The organism is Flavobacterium sp. NRK1, assembly GCF_024054175.1.
In the GTDB taxonomy this organism is placed as follows: domain Bacteria; phylum Bacteroidota; class Bacteroidia; order Flavobacteriales; family Flavobacteriaceae; genus Flavobacterium.
Map to the genome: position 1 here is coordinate 1703250 of NZ_JAMXLA010000001.1, position 17506 is coordinate 1720755.

Here is a 17506-nt window from a genome sequence, read left to right on the forward strand (position 1 = left end):
ATATATAAAAATATGAAAGATGTATTTATAGTTTCTGCGAAAAGAACACCTATTGGTGGTTTTTTAGGGAGCCTTTCGGGGTTTTCGGCTACAGAGCTTGGCAAAATAGCTATAGAAAATGTATTGAAAGAGAGTGCTGTTCCTGCAACTGAAATTGATTCAGTATATATGGGCAATGTATTGTCTGCTAATCTGGGCCAGTCGCCGGCAAGGCAGGCTGCAAAATTTGCTGGCATAGACGATCATACAGATGCTACTACAGTTAATAAAGTATGCGCTTCGGGTATGAAAGCAGTAATGCTTGGTGCACAGCAAATTCAGTTAGGTATAGATAACGTTGTTGTTGCAGGTGGTATGGAAAGTATGAGTAATGTGCCACATTATATCAATCAGCGTATAGGTAATAAAATGGGACATGGAATTGTTACCGATGGCCTTTTAAAAGATGGCCTTACCGATGTGTATAATGATTTTCATATGGGAAATGCTGCCGAAATAACTGTGCGCAAATACAATATAACCCGTGAAGAACAGGATGCATATGCACTACAGTCTTACAGCAGGGCTGCTAAAGCCTTTGCTGACGGAAAATTTACAAAAGAAATTATACCAGTTGATGTAAAACAAAAAGCAGGTGTTGTTACCATAACTCAGGATGAAGATGTAAATAAACTGATTGCCGAAAAGGTTCCAGCACTTAAACCATCTTTTGAAGAAGGAGGAACCATAACTGCAGCCAATGCCAGTAACCTTAATGACGGAGCTGCTGCTTTACTGCTTGTTTCTGCCGAAGCACTGGAAAAATATAATCTTACGCCACTGGCTAAAATAATTGGCTATGCAGATGCTGCTCAGGCTCCGGAATGGTTTACAACTTCTCCTTCTATAGCTATACCAAAAGCATTACAGCAAGCAGGACTTTCTAAGGATGATATTGATTATTTTGAAATTAATGAAGCATATTCGGCTGTAATACTTGCTAACCGTGAAATACTGGGTATTGCTCCCGACAAGATAAATGTTTACGGAGGCGGAGTTGCAATGGGGCATCCTATTGGGGCATCCGGGGCAAGAATTATTGCTACACTAACATCGGTACTGGCACAGGAAGGTGGCAGGTATGGTGTTGCAGCAATATGTAATGGTGGCGGTGGAGCATCGGCAATAGTAATAGAAAATCTTCAAAAATAATTATATGTTTTCAGACGCATCAGAATTCTTAAAGAGCCGTATCGGCAAACAGGTAACCGATTCTCCTTCTCCTTTTATGAGCTGGCTAAAACCGGTAATGGTAGAGGTAAATGAAGGCAGCATTGTTTTTGAATATACTATTCGTAAAGAAATGACCAATCCTTTTGGTACACTTCACGGTGGGGTTACTGCCGCAATAATAGATGATGCTATAGGGGCAACACTCATATCATATGGTGAACCTTACTTCTACGTATCGGTTAATCTTGCGGTAGATTATTTATCATCGGCACGCAAAGGTGATATAATATTTGCCCAAACAACCATTATTAAAAAAGGCAGGCAGATTGTAAATGCACAATGCGATATATGGAATAGCGATCGAAGCAGACTTATAGCTAAAGGGTACACCAACCTTATTAAAACTGAAATAAAGAAATAATCCTGTATATGAAAAGAGTAGCAGTAACCGGCCTTGGGGCAATAACTCCGTTAGGCAATTCCGTAACCGAATTTTGGAATAATATAATTGCAGGTAAAAGCGGGGCAGGACCTATAACCAAATTTGACACATCAAAATTCAAAACTCATTTTGCTCACGAAGTGAAAGATTTTGATATAGAGCAATATGTAGAAAAAAAAGAAGCCCGCAAGTATGATCTGTTTACGCAATATGCTATTGCTGCTGCAGATGAAGCAATAAAAGATGCTAAACTTGACTTTGCAGCTATGCCACAGGAGGAGCGGTTTGAGGTAGGTGTTATTTGGGCATCGGGTAATGGTGGGATAGGCACATTTGAAGAACAGCTTAAAGAATTTTACTCGGGAGACGGAACACCACGATTTAATCCGTTTTTTATACCAAAAATGATAGTTGATATCGCAGCAGGCGTACTATCTATACGCTATGGGTTACATGGGCCTAATTATGCAACAGTTTCTGCATGTGCTTCATCTAACACAGCCATTATTTCTGCATTTGATACCATAAGGCTGGGGAAGGCTAAAATTATGATAGCAGGGGGTAGTGAAGCGGCTTTAACTCCCGCATCTATAGGTGGCTTTAATGCATCTCAGGCATTATCTAAGCGTAATGACAGTCCTGAAACGGCATCACGTCCTTTTGATGCAGACAGGGATGGTTTTGTAGCTGGAGAAGGTGCAGGAGCATTAATACTTGAAGACTGGGACTATGCAGTTGCACGTGGTGCTGCTATTTATGCCGAGATGGTAGGCGGAGGAATGGCTGCAGATGCTTATCATTTAACGGGTACCCCTGCCGATGGGCTTGGTGCTGCACTAGGTATGCAAAAAGCATTAAAAGATGCAGGTTTAAACCCTCATGATATTGATTATATAAATGCGCATGCTACTTCTACCCACATAGGAGACCTTAGTGAGCTAACTGCAATTGATACTGTTTTTAAAGGTATAGATGTAGCTATAAGTGCTACTAAATCTATGACCGGGCACTTGCTGGGGGCAGCGGGTGCAGTAGAAAGTATAATAAGTGTGCTGGCATTAAAAAATGACATTATACCTCCAACAATAAATGTAGAAAATCCGGATGCTGCTATACCTCAGGGTTTGCATTTGGTATTGAATACTCTCGAAAAAAGGCCGGTAAATTATGTACTCAATAACACTTTTGGTTTCGGAGGGCATACGGCAACATCAATATTTAAAAAAGTAAATTAATAAATACATATATCTGGACAAATGAAAACAACAGGAAATACAATTTTAATAACCGGCGGTAGTGCCGGCATAGGGTTAGAAATGGCGCGTCAGTTTACAAAACTTGGCAATAAAGTAATAATTACCGGAAGGGATAAAGAAAGGTTACATAAAGCGGCTGCCGAATTGGGTAATGTAACTGCAATACCGTTTGATGTTAGTAATTCTGAAGATGTAAAATCTCTTGTAAGCCGAATTACAACAGAATTTCCCGATTTAAATATACTGGTAAACAATGCAGGGCGTGCTATAATACACAATTTAAGTGCGGCAAACGGTGCCTATGAAAAAGCAGAAGATGAGATGCTTACTAATTATCTTTCGGTAATACGCCTTACAGAAAAACTATTGCCATTACTGCAGCATCAAAAAGAATCGGCTGTAATTAATGTATCATCTGTTGTGGCTTTTGTACCTACACAGCACCTGCCAACTTACGGAGCGAGTAAAGCAGCATTGCATTCATATACAAAATCGTTACGACTTGCGCTTAAAGATACATCTGTAAAAGTTTTTGAACTTATGCCTCCATTGGTTAATACAGAATTGTCTGCGGAAATAGGTGGCGAAAATGGTATAGCACCATCAGTTCTGGTTGATGATCTTATTGATGCTTTTAAAACTGACAGGCTGGAAATACGTACTGGAGATACAGATATTATTTATAACCTTAATAATGAAGATCCTGAAAAAGCCTTATTGATAATGAATGGCCTTGCCTAAAACATTCCGGCATTTTTGCCGTTTCTATATACATCTATTCTTAAAACAGTCCCGCATTATCGTGGGACTGTTTGTTTATTCTTAAAATTTTGTTGGCCGGGCTTAAACTATTGCTCAAACTTTTGCATCTTTGTAAGACAAGAATCACGTATATGAGGCTGCCTTTATTGTTTTTACTTTGTTTATTGTCGTTCACGGCAACGGCACAGATTTTTGAATCTAAAGTGCGCGATACTATTGTGAAAGACAGTGTCGCTCCCATTGCCGATTCTAAATACAGAGAAGATCAGTTTTATGCATCTCTTTCTTATAATTTAATGCAGGGTAAGCCCGGTTTATATTCTCAGTACTCTTTTTCTACGGGTATTACAGCAGGCTTTTTAAGAGACATGCCCATAAACAAAAGGCGTACTTATGCAATTGCTGCCGGCCTTGGCTACTCTTATAATAATATAAAGCATAATTTTATAGTACAGCCTATAGAAAATAGTGTAAACAGTTACCAGCCAGTTGCAGAAGGCAGTTTTGATAAAAACAAACTTGTGCTGCATTATCTTGAATTACCTATTGAACTTCGCTGGAGGAATAGTGACTCTATTAGTCATAAATTCTGGAGGGTATATCTGGGTTTTAAAATAAGTTACTTATTTGCCGATAAAGCCCAATACCAGCCTGAAAGTGGTATAAAGATAAAAGTTAAGAATGACGCAAACCTTAACGATTTTGTTTATGGCGCTTATATCTCCGCAGGATGGAATACCTGGAACTTTTATGCTTACTATGGTTTTACACCTATATATAATAATGCACCCATAGTTGACAGCGACCAAAAGTTAAAATTAAACGCTCTTAATTTTGGTCTTATTTTTTACATTCTCTGACACATCAATTTAGACCGTTATTGATAAAATAGGCTAATTTAAAGTGAAGGCAACAGCCATATAAACCATAATGCAACCTGTGGAACAATTCCCAGTAATGTGCCCAATATAATTTCACTCATGGAGTGTACTTTTGTCTGCAGCCGTGATGATGCTACAATACCGCCGCAAAGTACAAGAAAAGCAATAAGGTTAATAAAAGAAATATGGTAATATACCGAAATACCGATTACAAAAACGATAAAAGATGAAACCGCCATGGTGTGCAGGCTGGCATTAAAACCTGATATAACTAAAGCTAAAGTAATTACAACGCTTATAAGTGTGCCGGTAAAGTAATAATACAGTTCAGGAATGACTACTATAGATAAACTGTATTTTATAAGTATTAATAATAGAATTGCATATATAGCAAGTGGCAGCCTTTGTTCTTTTGCATTGGGAATTTTAGACTTCATTTTACCTAATGACCGAAGTAAATAAAAAACAGACATTGGCAATAATACCGTTAGTATTAATACCTGTATAAAGGCAAGGTAGATTTCGTGCTTATAAAAAAAACTATTGGCTACAAGAAAATAAAATATCGTGGCATATACCGGAATAAATATCGGATGAAATATATAAGAGAATATGGCAAGAAATTTTTTCATGCCGGCTTATATTTTCTTCCTCATCCTGGCTACAGGAATATCCAGCTGTTCACGATATTTTGCTATGGTTCTTCGGGCAATAGGATAACCTTTTTCTTTTAATATATCAGCTAGTTTATCGTCAGGCAGAGGTTTGCGCTTGTCTTCTTCTTCTATAACCGTTTGCAGTATTTTTTTAATTTCTATTGTAGATACATCTTCACCCTGATCATTCTTCATGGCTTCAGAGAAAAATTCTTTAATTAGCTTAGTGCCATAAGGTGTTTCTACATATTTACTATTTGCAACACGTGAAACTGTAGAAATATCAAGACCTACCATATCGGCAATATCTTTAAGAATCATTGGCTTCAGCTTTGCTTCATCACCATCAAGAAAATATTCTTCCTGGTAATGCATAATAGCATTCATAGTAACAAAAAGGGTTTCCTGACGCTGTCTTATAGCATCTATGAACCATTTTGCAGAATCCAGTTTCTGCTTTATAAACTGTACGGCGTCTTTTTGGGCATTGCTTTTCTCGCGGCTGTCTTTATAGCTTTGCAGCATTTCCTGATAGTCTTTTGATACATGCAGTTCAGGTGCATTCCTTCCGTTTAGCGAAAGTTCAAGTTCACCATCAATAATACGGATTGAAAAATCAGGCACAACATGCTCTACTGCTTTAGAGCTGCTTTCATAGGCACCGCCCGGTTTTGGATTAAGCCTTTCTATTTCATCTATAGCCGCACGAAGCTGATCTTGTGAAATATCATATTTTTGGAGCAGTTTGTCATAATGCTTTTTGGTAAAAGCATCAAACTGGTTTTCAAGTATATCTATAGCAAGATCTACAGCACTGGTAGGTGTTTTATGTTTAAGCTGCAATAACAGGCATTCCTGCAAATCGCGGGCGCCAACACCGGCAGGTTCAAGTTCATGAATAATATGCAGTATGCGCTCAACGGTCTTCTCGTCAGTATAAATGCCCTGAGTAAAAGCCATATCATCAACTATATCGGAGATATTGCGGCGGATATAGCCCATGTCATCTATACTTCCTACCAAAAATTCGGCAATATCGCGCTCTTCGTCTGTAAGTATAAAAGTATTAAGTTGCTCTATCAGGTTTTGATGAAAACTAACAGGGGCAGCAAAAGGCATGGTACGGTCTTCGTCGTCATCACTATAATTATTGGACTGCGTTTTATATCCGGGAATCTCGTCGTCGCTTAAATACTCGTCAATATTAATCTCGTCGGCATCAATCCTTTCATTATCGTAGTCATCAAAATCATCAAAATCCTCGCTTGTATCAAACTCGTCTTTTTCATATTCATCTTCCTTCCCTGTTTCCAGTGCAGGGTTTTCAACCATTTCTTCTTTAAGGCGTTGTTCAAATGCTTGCGTAGGCAGTTGTATCAGCTTCATCAGCTGAATTTGCTGCGGCGATAATTTTTGGGATAATTTTAATTGTAAGTTCTGCTTAAGCATAAGTAAACACAGTCATTTTTACAGTATAAAGTTACAAAAAAGGGTGATTAAAAAATGCACCTTTTTTGATAAAATTAATACTAATAGAATCAGGGTATAATTTTTGTGGAATGCGCAGGTTGTTTTTTATTCTATGTAAAGGGTTAAAAACCTGTATATGTGTAAAGTTTGATTTAAAAAACCTGAATAATAAAAAAGCCTCACATTACTGTAAGGCTTCTCAATTCTATTATATCAAATCTCAATGCTAAGATTAAAATTCTGCGTTTTGCGGTGTTCTTGGGAAAGGTATTACATCACGGATGTTTGTCATACCCGTTACAAATAATACAAGTCGTTCAAAACCAAGTCCAAAACCGCTGTGTACTGCAGTACCAAAACGACGGGTATCAAGATACCACCAAAGTTCTTTTTCGTCTATACCAAGTTCGGTAATTTTTTGCTGAAGAACATCTAAACGTTCTTCCCTTTGCGAACCGCCTACAATTTCACCAATGCCTGGGAAAAGGATATCCATAGCACGAACGGTTTTATTGTCATCATTAAGCCTCATGTAGAAAGCTTTAATGTTAGCAGGGTAATCAAATAATATTACCGGAGATTTAAAGTGTTTTTCTACAAGGTAACGCTCATGCTCACTTTGCAGGTCGGCTCCCCACTCTTCAATAATATAATTAAATTTCTTGTTCTTATTTGGTTTAGAGTTTTTAAGAATATCAATAGCTTCTGTGTAGCTTACACGCTTAAAATTATTTTCTAATACAAACTGAAGTTTGTTTAACAGGCTCATTTCGCTGCGCTCTGCCTGTGGTTTTTGTTTTTCTTCATCTGTAAGCCGCTGATCCAGGAATTTAAGATCATCCTCACATTTATCAAGCGTATATTTTATAACATACTGAATAAAATCTTCTGCCAGATCCATGTTGGCATCCAGATCATTAAAGGCAACCTCAGGCTCTACCATCCAGAATTCGGCAAGGTGGCGTGAAGTATTGGAGTTTTCTGCGCGGAAAGTTGGACCAAAAGTATATACCTGGCCTAATGCCATTGCAAATGTTTCTGCTTCAAGCTGTCCGGATACAGTAAGGTTTGTTTCTTTACCGAAAAAATCCTGTTTATAATCTATATTACCCTCTTCGTTTAAAGGAGCATTGTTTAATGGGAATGATGTTACCTGAAACATTTCACCTGCACCTTCGGCATCACTTCCGGTAATAATAGGTGTGTTTACATATACAAAGCCTTTTTCCTGAAAATACTGGTGAATTGCAAATGACAGAACCGAACGTACCCTCATTACCGCACCAAATACATTGGTACGCACACGAAGGTGGGCATTTTCACGTAAAAACTCCAATGAGTGTTTTTTTGGCTGCATAGGAAACTTTTCAGCATCGCTGTCGCCAAGTATTTCAAGGTTTTTTACCTGAACTTCATATTTTTGTCCTGCACCTTTGCTTTCTACAAGGTCTCCCTTAATAGCTACAGCAGCACCGGTTGTAATGCGTTTTAGTGTGTCGGCAGGCGTATTTTCAAAATCTACTACGCACTGTATATTGTGTATAATGGAGCCATCATTCAGTGCTATAAACTGATTATTTCTAAAAGTTCTTACCCATCCTTTTACTAATACATCATCAACAGGCTTCGTGCTGTTTAGCAGGTCTTTAACTTTTGTGTGCTTCATTTTTAAAAATTTAAACTTGTTTTACTGTAATGTTCCCTGTTTTTAGCCGCAGGATACAAATGCCTGCAAATGTAGTAAAAAGCATAAAAAGGTAATATGCATTTTTACTATGAATTATACCAATTTACATAAATTTATTACAGCATAAGTCAAATATTATAAGGCCTGCATGGTAAAGCTTATCTTTGCAGCGAAATATTTTTATTATGAACTGGATATTACTTGTTATCGCAGGATTATTTGAGGTAGGATTTGCTTCATGCCTGGGTAAAGCGAAAGAGACTACCGGAATTACTTCTAATTACTGGATGGGAGGTTTTTTTGTATGCCTTACCATTAGTATGATATTGTTATATAAAGCTACGCAAACGCTGCCTATAGGTACGGCTTATGCTGTATGGACAGGGGTAGGAGCGGTTGGTACAGTACTGGTAGGAATATTTGTTTTTAAAGAACCTTCCGATTTTTGGAGGTTATTCTTTTTAACTACACTTATAGCTTCTATAATAGGGCTTAAGTTTGTATCGCATTAGTTTAGCTTCTTGTAAGAGAGATTGGGTGAGGAAAAATAGCTAAAATAAGTTCAGTACAAACGATATTTTTACTGAGATGTTTCTGTCAAATTGTTCAAGATGATAAGGGCCGTAGCGGTAAAAGGCAGAAATACCCACAATACTGAAAATTTCATTCAGTTCAACGCCGCTTTCATAATAGCCTTTTTCCATAGTCTTAAAATCCACGCCAATGTGGTCGTTTTTATCGTGCATGTTGCCCCATGCGGCACGTGTTACTAATACCGGAGCCATTTTAAATTTTCCCGACAGGGTAAACTTTCTAAAAGCATGCTTTAGCTGCCCCATCATGTATTGGCTTGAAAAGAATTCATTAAAATACATGGTTTCAAAACCGTTTTTACCTGCAAAAGTAATACGTGCCAGTATGCCATCTTTGTCAAGATTATTTGGCGAGGTACTATACAAATGAGTTAAGGGAGTGTTGCCCAGTGCAACCCCGGCCTGCACCAGTCCTGAAGTTTTTTGCCCGTTAAGATATTTTTTTTCAAATTCTGCCCTTGCATCCAGTTTGCTAAATGTGAGATCGCTGTCCAGTACATTAGCAATTGACTGTGTATACTGAAAAGCAAATTTAGGGAAACGTTTTTCGGTCTCGATCCTTCCGTTTGGTGTCTGCATATAATCACTGAAAGGGTTCCACTGTATGGCTCCCGTAAGTGTAGTAAGATAAAATAGCCTGTAGGATTTATCTTCCGGTGTATAGATGTAGCTGAATTTAGGATCTATCCGGCTGCGTGATAACTGCCAGAAGCTTTCACTCTTCGGTATTATTTTGGTTTGAATGTAAGCCTGGTAGGTTTGGTAATTATAAAACGTTAGAAGGTTTAATAAGCGCGGGTCGTAAATTTTAAAGGTTTTTTTATCCGTAGCAAAAGATGTACTTGCAATTTCGCTAATATCATCTGCATAAGATACCCCTATCCACGAATTGGAAAAGTTGCCTACGCGTACAGCGGCTCCCATTCCGTATTTAAAAATTCCGTCTTTTGTACCATAAGCACCATAGCCGCTAAGCCTGAAGGTTTCGGCAAATTTATTGTTGGTTACAAAACCGGCACCAACCCTAAAGCCCTCGTAATTATTATAACGTATTATTTTTTGCAGATCAATATCAAAAGGGCCTACTGGCAAATAGCCATTTATAACCCTTCTGCCTTTTATAATAATTTCTTCCCAGTTTTCCTGAGCTACAATACTGTCCATAACAGTATAAGTAGTCATGCTTCGGTCATCAAGCGTATCAGGCCTAAATCTATTCCAGTAGCTTTCGGGCCTGTTTATGGCATCACTTGTTATGTCTATAGCTACACCGGCACGTTTTATAACAACCGGAATATCAAATTTTTTGTCAAAATTGCTCGATTCAGAATACACATATACAAGATCCGATGGTTCTGTGTCGCGTTTGCGTTTGCCCGTACCTTCTGCATCAAACTTAATGGTTTCTCCAAGTATTTTTATATCCTGTTTATTATTGCCCTTAACTATTTTAAGCGTTTTCTTATCAGGAAACCATAAATGTTTTTCTTTTTCATAGCTAAAAAAGTGGGTAGAGGTAATATCCAGTACGTTTTTAACCCTAAAAACGGCCTTTGCTATACCGTAATTTTTAGTGTCTATATAAATAACCCCTTCAAGTTTCTTTTTCTTTTTTTCTTTTTTAGGAAAAAAATGAATCATATATACATCACGGTTATCTATAGATACAGTATCAAGTATTTTGTAATGATATTCCTTTAAGGCATCAAAGGCAAGCGGGCCTTCATATTTTGTTTCCAGTATATCTATCTTGTCTCTGTATACAGAATAAGACTGGATTTTCAAACCAATTATTTCATAAAGGGGCTGCTTAAATCCCGCCATGCGTGTAGCAAGCACATTCTCTTTAAGTCCCTGTTCACGGTTATATAAAAATTCAGATACTTTTTCGGTTTGATAAAGATGCCTTTTTTCAAGCAGCTTTTTGAATTTATAATCCGTAGAATCTATTTTTTTGAAGATTCTTCCTGCTTTTTCATAGCTGTAAATAGAATCCAGTGTTCCGTTAATAGAATCAGGATTGGCAGTAACAATAAGGCGCTCATATGTCTTATAAGAAAAACTGCTTAGCTTTTGCTGGGGGTCATTGATTATCCTGCCTCTGATGGCTCGTTTTATAATGCCAATTACGGGGTTTTCGTTATTTATAACCAGCTCATTAAGCTGTTCGGGCTTAGCCTCTAAAGCGACCGAATAAAATATTCTTCCGGGCGTAATTTTAAACGAGCGTTGTTGGTAGCCTATGTAGGCAACGGTAAATATTTCATGCATTTTAGCATGTTCCAGTACAAATTTGCCGTCTAAATCGGCAATTATGCTTTTCCCGTTTTGCTGATAAATTGTTGCAAAGGGTAAAATTTCCTGCGTTTCGCTGTCTTTTACTATACCCGTAATGGCAGACTGTGCCTGGCCGGCCAGGGAAATAAAAAAAAGCAAAAACGTAAGGATTCTCATGTAGTCTTTATAGCTAAACGAAGCAACAGTAAATTTGTTACGGCAAAGATAGTATGATTATAAAAAAATCCGCCACAGTGGGCGGATTTCATTATACTTTCATTATCTCAGCTTCTTTAACAGCCAGCAGATCGTCAATCTTCTTTATAAAACTATTGGTAAGTTCCTGCACATCTTCTTCTGCGCTTTTACATGCATCTTCAGATACTCCTTCTTTTTCAAGTTTTTTAATATCGTTATTAGCATCTTTACGTGCATTTCTAATCCCTATTTTTGCATCTTCAGCTTCAGATTTTGCCTGTTTCACCAGGTCTCTTCTTCGCTCTTCGGTAAGAGGAGGCACGCTTATAATAATATTGTCGCCGTTATTCATTGGGTTAAAACCTAAATTTGCTATCATAATAGCTTTTTCAATAGGCTGAAGCATGCTTTTTTCCCAAGGTTGTACTGTTATTGTTCTTGCATCAGGTACATTAATGTTTGCAACCTGTGAAAGTGGTGTCTGAGATCCGTAATAATCTACAAACACGCCGCCAAGCATGGCAGGTGTTGCCTTACCGGCACGTATATTAAGGAATTCTTTTTCAAGGTGGGCAATAGAGCCGTTCATTGATTCTTTTGCCGTATCTAAAATAAATTCAATTTCTTCCATGGTGTAATTCTTATTCTAAAAAATTAAACATTTACAGTAGTTCCTACCAGTTCGCCTTCACAAACTTTCATTAGGTTGCCTTCTTTATTCATGTCAAAAACAATAATAGGCAGTTCATTTTCCTGGCTAAGGGTAAAGGCAGTAGTATCCATTACATTAAGTCCTTTTTTAAGAACATCATTAAATGTAAGAGTGTCATATTTTACCGCAGCAGGGTCTTTTTCAGGATCGGCTGTGTAAATACCATCAACGCGTGTACCTTTAAGTATAACATCAGCATGAACTTCTACACCTCTAAGTACAGCAGCAGTATCTGTAGTAAAATATGGATTACCTGTTCCTGCACCAAATATTACAATTCGTCCTTTTTCAAGGTGGCGTACAGCCCTTCTCTTGATATAAGGTTCAGCAATTGCCTCAATTTTTAATGCTGTCTGCAAACGGGTCTGCATACCTGCATCTTCAAGGGCACCCTGTAAAGCCATACCGTTTATTACGGTAGCAAGCATGCCCATATAATCTCCCTGAACCCTGTCCATACCATTGCTGGCACCGGATACACCTCTAAAAATGTTGCCTCCGCCTATTACAACGGCAATTTGCACACCTTTATCATGTATTTGTTTAATTTCAGCTGCATATTCGGCAAGCCTTTTAGGGTCAATGCCATACTGCCTGTCGCCCATAAGGGCTTCGCCGCTCAGCTTTAACAGGATTCTTTTATATTTCATAGGGTAAATTTTGACTGGTGCAAATATAGTAATAAATGTTTTTCCTGAAATACAAATTTCGGGAGGCAGCCCGTGTTATAACTTATAAATAGTAATGCAAATTTATTACGAATGAGATTCTATTGGTATTAATTCTTCATACGACTTTTTAGCGGCTTCATATCCTATGTTAAAAATCTCATCCATTTTTGCTTTATTGGTTTCAAAAGTACTATATAATGCCAATTCGTCAGGTGCTATAACCCAGTCACATAGGGTGAATTTTTGCATGTTGGTGTTGGCAGAAAGCAAATCGTATGCGCGTGTGGTAACTGAGCGTATGGTACGCAGGTCTCCGGCATCAATTTTCTGAATTGGGCTTACATAAATACCTATAAGATTATCACAACGTCCCTGTAAAATATCGGTAGGGAAGTGGTTTATAATTCCTCCGTCACTATATAGCCTTCCGTCAATTTCATAAGGAGATATTATACCCGGAAATGCTGATGAAGCCAGTACAGCATCGGCAATTTTTGTTTCGGCGCTAAAAATTTTCAATTTGCCGGAAACTAAGTCTGTTGCTGTAAGGTGCATTTTATAAGGCATATCGCCAATTGTAGCATTTTTAAAAACCGATGTAAAATAATCACGAAAAGCTTCAGAATCTATGAAGCCCGCTTTACGAAATGTAAAGTGTTTCCAGTGGAAAAAATAAATAGATTTAAAAAAGTCCAGTATTTCCTCTGGTTGCTTTCCCCAGGCATATAAAGAAGACACTATGGCTCCCGAACTTGTGCCTGCTATATGAGAGGGTGAGAGGCCTATCTCATCAAAGTATTTTAAAACGCCCGCGTGGGCTATCCCTTTTGAACCTCCGCCCGAAAGCACCAGCCCAATTGTACCGCCATCAATTTTCATTTTATAGTAATTTACCTGACTAAATTACAGTTTTTTATTGAATGGTCTTTTTTTTGATGTGTCAAAAGTTATATTAATTTTACATAAAAAATTGAAAGATATGAACGTGACAACATCATTAATTGAAAATAGCTTAAATAAAAGCTACTCATATAAACAATACAGGGAGCACGTAACAGCATTGCTTAAAGAAGGTCTTTCTACAGGTAATACACAAAGCGAAGATCTTACTCATTATAGCACATTAAATGAAGTGCGGATGAACCGTTTAGATAAGACCATCATTATTCCTGAAGAAATAAAACAAAAGCTTAGAAATCTAAAAAAAGGACACACGCTTTTAGTAATTTCGGAAGGATGGTGTGGCGATGCAGCACAAATAGTACCGGTTATTAATAAAATGGCGGCCGAGACTGATAAGCTGGATATGAAAATCGTACTTCGTGATGAAAATGATGAACTTATGAATGATTATCTAACTAACGGTGCCCGCTCTATACCTAAGCTGGTACTGATAGAAAAAGATACTCATATAGCAAGAGGCAGTTGGGGTCCGAGGCCTCACGACGCAGCCAGGCTTATTATGGATAATAAAGAAAAATATGGAGCTGTAACTGCTGGAGCCAAAGAGGAACTGCAAAAATGGTACTTGCATGATAAAGGTTTAAGTACTATGGAAGAGATTCTATTGTTACTGGAAAATTCTGAAAATATGTAATTCCTAATTTGTAGTTATAATAAAAAATGAGCCTGATAATTTTATCAGGCTCATTTTTTATTCTTGTTTTTCACTTTTCAGAGCATCCAAATAAAAATCTTTGACTTCCTCATCTTTTGCTGTTTTTAAAAGCGTTTTTAGGGCTAAAATATGAGCTTGTTTTAAACTGGTTTCAGGTTGTGTTTTAATATCAGGAGTTACACCTGTGCCTTCCCAATTTGTTTTGGTAATGGGGTTAATGGCTCTTCCGTTGGGTATAAATACTACAAAACCTTCGGGTAATTCTACCGAACCGCCCGGATTTGCGCCACCGCCTGTATTTTCCCCAATAATTGTAGCTCTTTTTTGCGTTTGCATATCATAAGTAAATTCCTCTCCTGCAGAAAATGTGTTTTTAGAAGCAAGTATATAGACAGGCTTGTTAAGGTATCGTTTACCCGGAATATCAGTTAATGTCCAGTATTCGGTGGTTTCACTGCCTTCCCTGTAGTACATATCATTAATGTGTACAGGATTTCTATCAAAAAAATAACTTACCAGGAACTGCACAGTTTCAGGATCACCACCATGATTAAGCCTGAGATCGAGAATTAAGGCATCGGTATTTTCTAAGTAGGTCATGGCTGCTGTGGCAACCTTACCTGCTTTTTCCATCTGATGAAAAGCTGTTATTTTTAAATATCCAACATTACCATCCAGAATATCCATTTTTGGGAAACCCCAGTTTCTCCTTACTTTTAGCCGCTCTTTGGCAATCCGCTTATTGTATTGTTCTAGTGTATCGGTGCTGCCAGCAGCAACAGGCTTATCATACCAAACCCTCATGTGTTTATCGTTTAATACCCTGCGTAACTGGTTGGTTAGCGTATCTGCAAATACAGAAGCATTATTAATTTTTGAATATACTCCGTCTTTTTGGAATTGATGGAACTGCTTTTCAGATTTTTTAGCGATATCAGGGAAGATATAAATATCATTCAGGTTTTGTAAAAGAGAGCTGATTACCTTGTCTTTTTGTTTATTACTGATATTGTTTTTAAGATTATCCTGGGCATGCAGGAGGCCGGAATGCAATGTTACCGCAAATGCGATAAGCATGCTTAAAAGAATTCGATTTTGCATTTTGATATGATTTGATTGATGATTAATCAAATATACTAAAAATGCTGTAAAAGGAGTGGGATTGCAACTGCTACTCTATGCTTCCCACTATATCAATCTTATCTGATGTAGATATCCCACCAGGATTACATCCCGGCTGACCTTCGGGAATTGTTTTATTTATAGACTTGTAATATTCTACCCATGCCGGAAAAAACTCATTTGTGCCGGGCTGTTTGTAGGTCATTGGGAATAGCTGAAAGAACGGCTTGTTGTTATTGGCTGCCTTAAAGGCATCATAAATAAGTTCAGAACAGTAATAGCTGCCATTATCGTAAACATATTCATCATCGTAGGCCACGCCAAGCTGTTTCAACGAAAAGGCAATAGCAGGTTGTATAAGCTTTTTATATTGTTTTTTAAGCCTGCCTACAAGCATGGGTTTTTTAGTGTTTTTTGAAAATTTCTCAAGAGTAGTTAGGCGTACTGCACTTCCTGCTGCTTCAATAATAAAAATAGTATCATTTCGGTGATATACCATTCCCATGTGGCTAAAGTCATTTCCTTTGTATCCTTCTGTTACTGCTTCTATAGCATCACATAAAGGGCCGCAGTCCATATCCTGAAAAATAAGGTCGCCATCTTTTAGGGTTACTTTTTGCTGTGCAGAATGAAAAGAGAATGAAAAAAGGAAAAGTAATACTATTGCTTTCATATCAGTTAAAGTTAAATATAGATATTCCAATATTTATACTGCTTACCTGACGTATATCATACAGCCCGAACCCGTAAAAATTAAGTTCAATAAAAATGCCGGTATTCCCGCTGTCTGAAGCTCCAAGGCGGTATTTTTGATATACTCCCGAAAGGTCTCCACGGCCAATAGCAAATGCACGCCCTACACCTATTTGTAAAAACAAAGTAGAATCGTCATTAATAGCCGGATTTATTAAAAGTGAACCGTAAACCGGAACTGCTACAAGTTTAGGGGTTATTAATCCGTCTATGCCGGTGTTAATGCTTAGTGCAAAAGTTTCTGTGGCATGAACTCCAAAACCACCCTGAAAACTAATACCATCAGGTATAAACCACGTGCCTTTATTGGTGTCGTTAGGATCATTAGTGCCATATTCCGGATTTCCCCTAAAAGGCACTGAAAGTGAGAAGTTAGAAAAAGCTCCTGCTGAATCAAAGAAACCGTTTTTTTCTTTGGTGTCTTTTATTTCTGCGGTAACAAATACGGTCTGTGCATGGCTGTAAAAACCAGTCAGAAGTAGTACAAGCAATAATCTATTCAGCTGCAGAAACTTCATCTTCAAAATCTTGTGGAGATATAGCATCTTCAACAGAAAATTCTCCAATTTTTGTTCTGCGCAAAGCAGTAAGGTGTGCTCCGCTTTGCAGGGCTTTACCAAAGTCGTTTGCCAGCGATCGTATATAAGTGCCTTTACTACATACAACCCTAAAATCTATTTCGGGTAATGCTATGCGTGTAATTTCAAATTCGTGAATAGTAGTTTTCCTAAAAGCAATTTCTACTTCTTCTCCGGCTCGTGCGTGCTCGTACAGCCTTTTGCCATCTTTTTTAATAGCAGAAAATACAGGAGGCTGCTGGTCTATTTCACCAATAAATTGTTTTGTAGTTTCCTGTACAAGTGCATCTGTTATATGTTCGGTAGGAAAGGCAGCATTTACTTCGGTTTCCAGGTCAAAGGAAGGAGTAGTGCCGCCAACCATAAAAGTACCGGTATATTCTTTCTCCATACCCTGAAGTTCTGGTATGCGCTTAGTGAATTTACCTGTGCATACAATAAGGAGTCCGGTAGCAAGCGGATCTAAAGTTCCGGCATGGCCTACTTTTATTTTTTTAAGTCCCAAATGTTTTTTTAGGGCCCATTTCACTTTATTCACTGCCTGAAAAGAACTCCAATGCAATGGCTTGTCTATAAGAACAACTTTTCCTTCCTGGAAATTTTCGGGTGCCGCCACAG

The 17506-nt window shown here is 37.9% G+C and carries 18 protein-coding genes; 7 read left to right on the forward strand and 11 right to left on the reverse strand.

Translation table 11 applies throughout. From position 1 onward, the window contains the following. Nucleotides 1–12: 12 nt before the first annotated feature. From NHE85_RS07775 to NHE85_RS07795, 5 genes are all read left to right on the forward strand, one after another. Nucleotides 13–1191, forward strand: coding sequence for an acetyl-CoA C-acyltransferase (locus tag NHE85_RS07775; RefSeq protein ID WP_252811342.1), 1179 nt, complete (start codon nt 13–15; stop codon nt 1189–1191). 4 nt (nt 1192–1195) lie between these two features. After that, the gene (locus NHE85_RS07780; RefSeq protein WP_252811343.1) at nt 1196–1633 is read left to right on the forward strand and encodes a PaaI family thioesterase; all 438 of its coding nucleotides are present in this window, start codon (nt 1196–1198) and stop codon (nt 1631–1633) included. Between the two features lie 8 nt (nt 1634–1641). Continuing rightward, complete coding sequence (fabF, locus tag NHE85_RS07785; protein WP_252811344.1) at nt 1642–2889, forward strand: beta-ketoacyl-ACP synthase II; 1248 nt, start codon at nt 1642–1644, stop codon at nt 2887–2889. 21 nt (nt 2890–2910) lie between these two features. Continuing rightward, nucleotides 2911–3651 carry an SDR family oxidoreductase gene (locus NHE85_RS07790; protein WP_252811345.1) on the forward strand — a complete coding sequence of 247 codons (741 nt, stop codon included), beginning with the start codon at nt 2911–2913 and terminating at the stop codon, nt 3649–3651. Nucleotides 3652–3803: 152 nt separating this feature from the next. Continuing rightward, entirely contained in the window at nt 3804–4532 is a 729-nt protein-coding gene (locus NHE85_RS07795; RefSeq protein ID WP_252811346.1) for a porin family protein, read from the forward strand. Between the two features lie 38 nt (nt 4533–4570). On the opposite strand, the gene NHE85_RS07800 is transcribed toward NHE85_RS07795, so the two are convergent. From NHE85_RS07800 to asnS, 3 genes are all read right to left on the reverse strand, one after another. Continuing rightward, a complete protein-coding gene (locus NHE85_RS07800) occupies nt 4571–5185 on the reverse strand; it encodes a hypothetical protein (RefSeq protein WP_252811347.1) in 615 nt (204 codons plus the stop codon). A gap of 6 nt (nt 5186–5191) precedes the next feature. Next, the gene (gene rpoN / locus NHE85_RS07805; RefSeq protein ID WP_252811349.1) at nt 5192–6658 is read right to left on the reverse strand and encodes an RNA polymerase factor sigma-54; all 1467 of its coding nucleotides are present in this window, start codon (nt 6656–6658) and stop codon (nt 5192–5194) included. Between the two features lie 253 nt (nt 6659–6911). Next, complete coding sequence (asnS, locus tag NHE85_RS07810; protein ID WP_252811351.1) at nt 6912–8345, reverse strand: asparagine--tRNA ligase; 1434 nt, start codon at nt 8343–8345, stop codon at nt 6912–6914. 206 nt (nt 8346–8551) lie between these two features. Between asnS and NHE85_RS07815 the strand changes: the two genes are divergently transcribed. Then, the gene (locus NHE85_RS07815) at nt 8552–8878 is read left to right on the forward strand and encodes a multidrug efflux SMR transporter (RefSeq protein WP_252811353.1); all 327 of its coding nucleotides are present in this window, start codon (nt 8552–8554) and stop codon (nt 8876–8878) included. 39 nt (nt 8879–8917) lie between these two features. Here the strand turns inward: NHE85_RS07815 and NHE85_RS07820 are convergent, their stop codons facing one another. The 4 genes from NHE85_RS07820 to NHE85_RS07835 all read right to left on the reverse strand — a co-directional run bounded on the left by NHE85_RS07820 (nt 8918) and on the right by NHE85_RS07835 (nt 13696). Further along, nucleotides 8918–11413 carry a DUF5686 family protein gene (locus NHE85_RS07820; RefSeq protein WP_252811355.1) on the reverse strand — a complete coding sequence of 832 codons (2496 nt, stop codon included), beginning with the start codon at nt 11411–11413 and terminating at the stop codon, nt 8918–8920. A gap of 91 nt (nt 11414–11504) precedes the next feature. Further along, nucleotides 11505–12065: a ribosome recycling factor gene (gene frr, locus NHE85_RS07825; protein WP_252811357.1), complete on the reverse strand. Its 561-nt coding sequence runs from the start codon at nt 12063–12065 to the stop codon at nt 11505–11507. A gap of 23 nt (nt 12066–12088) precedes the next feature. Beyond that, nucleotides 12089–12796 (reverse strand): UMP kinase, encoded by a 708-nt coding sequence (pyrH, locus tag NHE85_RS07830; protein WP_252811360.1) that lies wholly within the window; start codon nt 12794–12796, stop codon nt 12089–12091. Nucleotides 12797–12901: 105 nt separating this feature from the next. Further along, a complete protein-coding gene (locus tag NHE85_RS07835) occupies nt 12902–13696 on the reverse strand; it encodes a patatin-like phospholipase family protein (RefSeq protein WP_252811362.1) in 795 nt (264 codons plus the stop codon). Between the two features lie 100 nt (nt 13697–13796). Between NHE85_RS07835 and NHE85_RS07840 the strand changes: the two genes are divergently transcribed. Next, nucleotides 13797–14414, forward strand: coding sequence for a thioredoxin family protein (locus tag NHE85_RS07840; protein WP_252811365.1), 618 nt, complete (start codon nt 13797–13799; stop codon nt 14412–14414). A gap of 57 nt (nt 14415–14471) precedes the next feature. On the opposite strand, the gene NHE85_RS07845 is transcribed toward NHE85_RS07840, so the two are convergent. The 4 genes from NHE85_RS07845 to truB all read right to left on the reverse strand — a co-directional run bounded on the left by NHE85_RS07845 (nt 14472) and on the right by truB (nt 17504). Continuing rightward, nucleotides 14472–15536: a S41 family peptidase gene (locus tag NHE85_RS07845; RefSeq protein ID WP_252811367.1), complete on the reverse strand. Its 1065-nt coding sequence runs from the start codon at nt 15534–15536 to the stop codon at nt 14472–14474. A 70-nt stretch (nt 15537–15606) separates the two neighbouring features. Beyond that, nucleotides 15607–16230: a YiiX/YebB-like N1pC/P60 family cysteine hydrolase gene (locus NHE85_RS07850; RefSeq protein WP_252811368.1), complete on the reverse strand. Its 624-nt coding sequence runs from the start codon at nt 16228–16230 to the stop codon at nt 15607–15609. A 1-nt stretch (nt 16231) separates the two neighbouring features. Continuing rightward, on the reverse strand, nt 16232–16828 hold the full coding sequence (locus NHE85_RS07855; RefSeq protein ID WP_252811370.1) for a hypothetical protein: 597 nt from the start codon (nt 16826–16828) through the stop codon (nt 16232–16234). Beyond that, nucleotides 16806–17504 (reverse strand): tRNA pseudouridine(55) synthase TruB, encoded by a 699-nt coding sequence (truB, locus tag NHE85_RS07860; RefSeq protein ID WP_252811372.1) that lies wholly within the window; start codon nt 17502–17504, stop codon nt 16806–16808. The genes NHE85_RS07855 and truB overlap by 23 nt, the downstream gene beginning before the upstream one ends. Nucleotides 17505–17506 lie beyond the last annotated feature (2 nt).

What these genes read in the sequence shown, in the direction of transcription:
- NHE85_RS07845 (WP_252811367.1), bottom strand. Translation starts at nt 15,536, where the DNA reads ATGCAAAATCGAATTCTTTTAAGCATGCTTATCGCATTTGCGGTAACA.
- fabF (WP_252811344.1), top strand. Translation starts at nt 1,642, where the DNA reads ATGAAAAGAGTAGCAGTAACCGGCCTTGGGGCAATAACTCCGTTAGGC.
- NHE85_RS07815 (WP_252811353.1), top strand. Translation starts at nt 8,552, where the DNA reads ATGAACTGGATATTACTTGTTATCGCAGGATTATTTGAGGTAGGATTT.
- NHE85_RS07775 (WP_252811342.1), top strand. Translation starts at nt 13, where the DNA reads ATGAAAGATGTATTTATAGTTTCTGCGAAAAGAACACCTATTGGTGGT.
- NHE85_RS07795 (WP_252811346.1), top strand. Translation starts at nt 3,804, where the DNA reads ATGAGGCTGCCTTTATTGTTTTTACTTTGTTTATTGTCGTTCACGGCA.
- pyrH (WP_252811360.1), bottom strand. Translation starts at nt 12,796, where the DNA reads ATGAAATATAAAAGAATCCTGTTAAAGCTGAGCGGCGAAGCCCTTATG.
- rpoN (WP_252811349.1), bottom strand. Translation starts at nt 6,658, where the DNA reads ATGCTTAAGCAGAACTTACAATTAAAATTATCCCAAAAATTATCGCCG.
- NHE85_RS07800 (WP_252811347.1), bottom strand. Translation starts at nt 5,185, where the DNA reads ATGAAAAAATTTCTTGCCATATTCTCTTATATATTTCATCCGATATTT.
- NHE85_RS07780 (WP_252811343.1), top strand. Translation starts at nt 1,196, where the DNA reads ATGTTTTCAGACGCATCAGAATTCTTAAAGAGCCGTATCGGCAAACAG.
- asnS (WP_252811351.1), bottom strand. Translation starts at nt 8,345, where the DNA reads ATGAAGCACACAAAAGTTAAAGACCTGCTAAACAGCACGAAGCCTGTT.
- NHE85_RS07855 (WP_252811370.1), bottom strand. Translation starts at nt 16,828, where the DNA reads ATGAAGTTTCTGCAGCTGAATAGATTATTGCTTGTACTACTTCTGACT.
- NHE85_RS07790 (WP_252811345.1), top strand. Translation starts at nt 2,911, where the DNA reads ATGAAAACAACAGGAAATACAATTTTAATAACCGGCGGTAGTGCCGGC.
- NHE85_RS07835 (WP_252811362.1), bottom strand. Translation starts at nt 13,696, where the DNA reads ATGAAAATTGATGGCGGTACAATTGGGCTGGTGCTTTCGGGCGGAGGT.
- NHE85_RS07840 (WP_252811365.1), top strand. Translation starts at nt 13,797, where the DNA reads ATGAACGTGACAACATCATTAATTGAAAATAGCTTAAATAAAAGCTAC.
- frr (WP_252811357.1), bottom strand. Translation starts at nt 12,065, where the DNA reads ATGGAAGAAATTGAATTTATTTTAGATACGGCAAAAGAATCAATGAAC.
- NHE85_RS07820 (WP_252811355.1), bottom strand. Translation starts at nt 11,413, where the DNA reads ATGAGAATCCTTACGTTTTTGCTTTTTTTTATTTCCCTGGCCGGCCAG.
- NHE85_RS07850 (WP_252811368.1), bottom strand. Translation starts at nt 16,230, where the DNA reads ATGAAAGCAATAGTATTACTTTTCCTTTTTTCATTCTCTTTTCATTCT.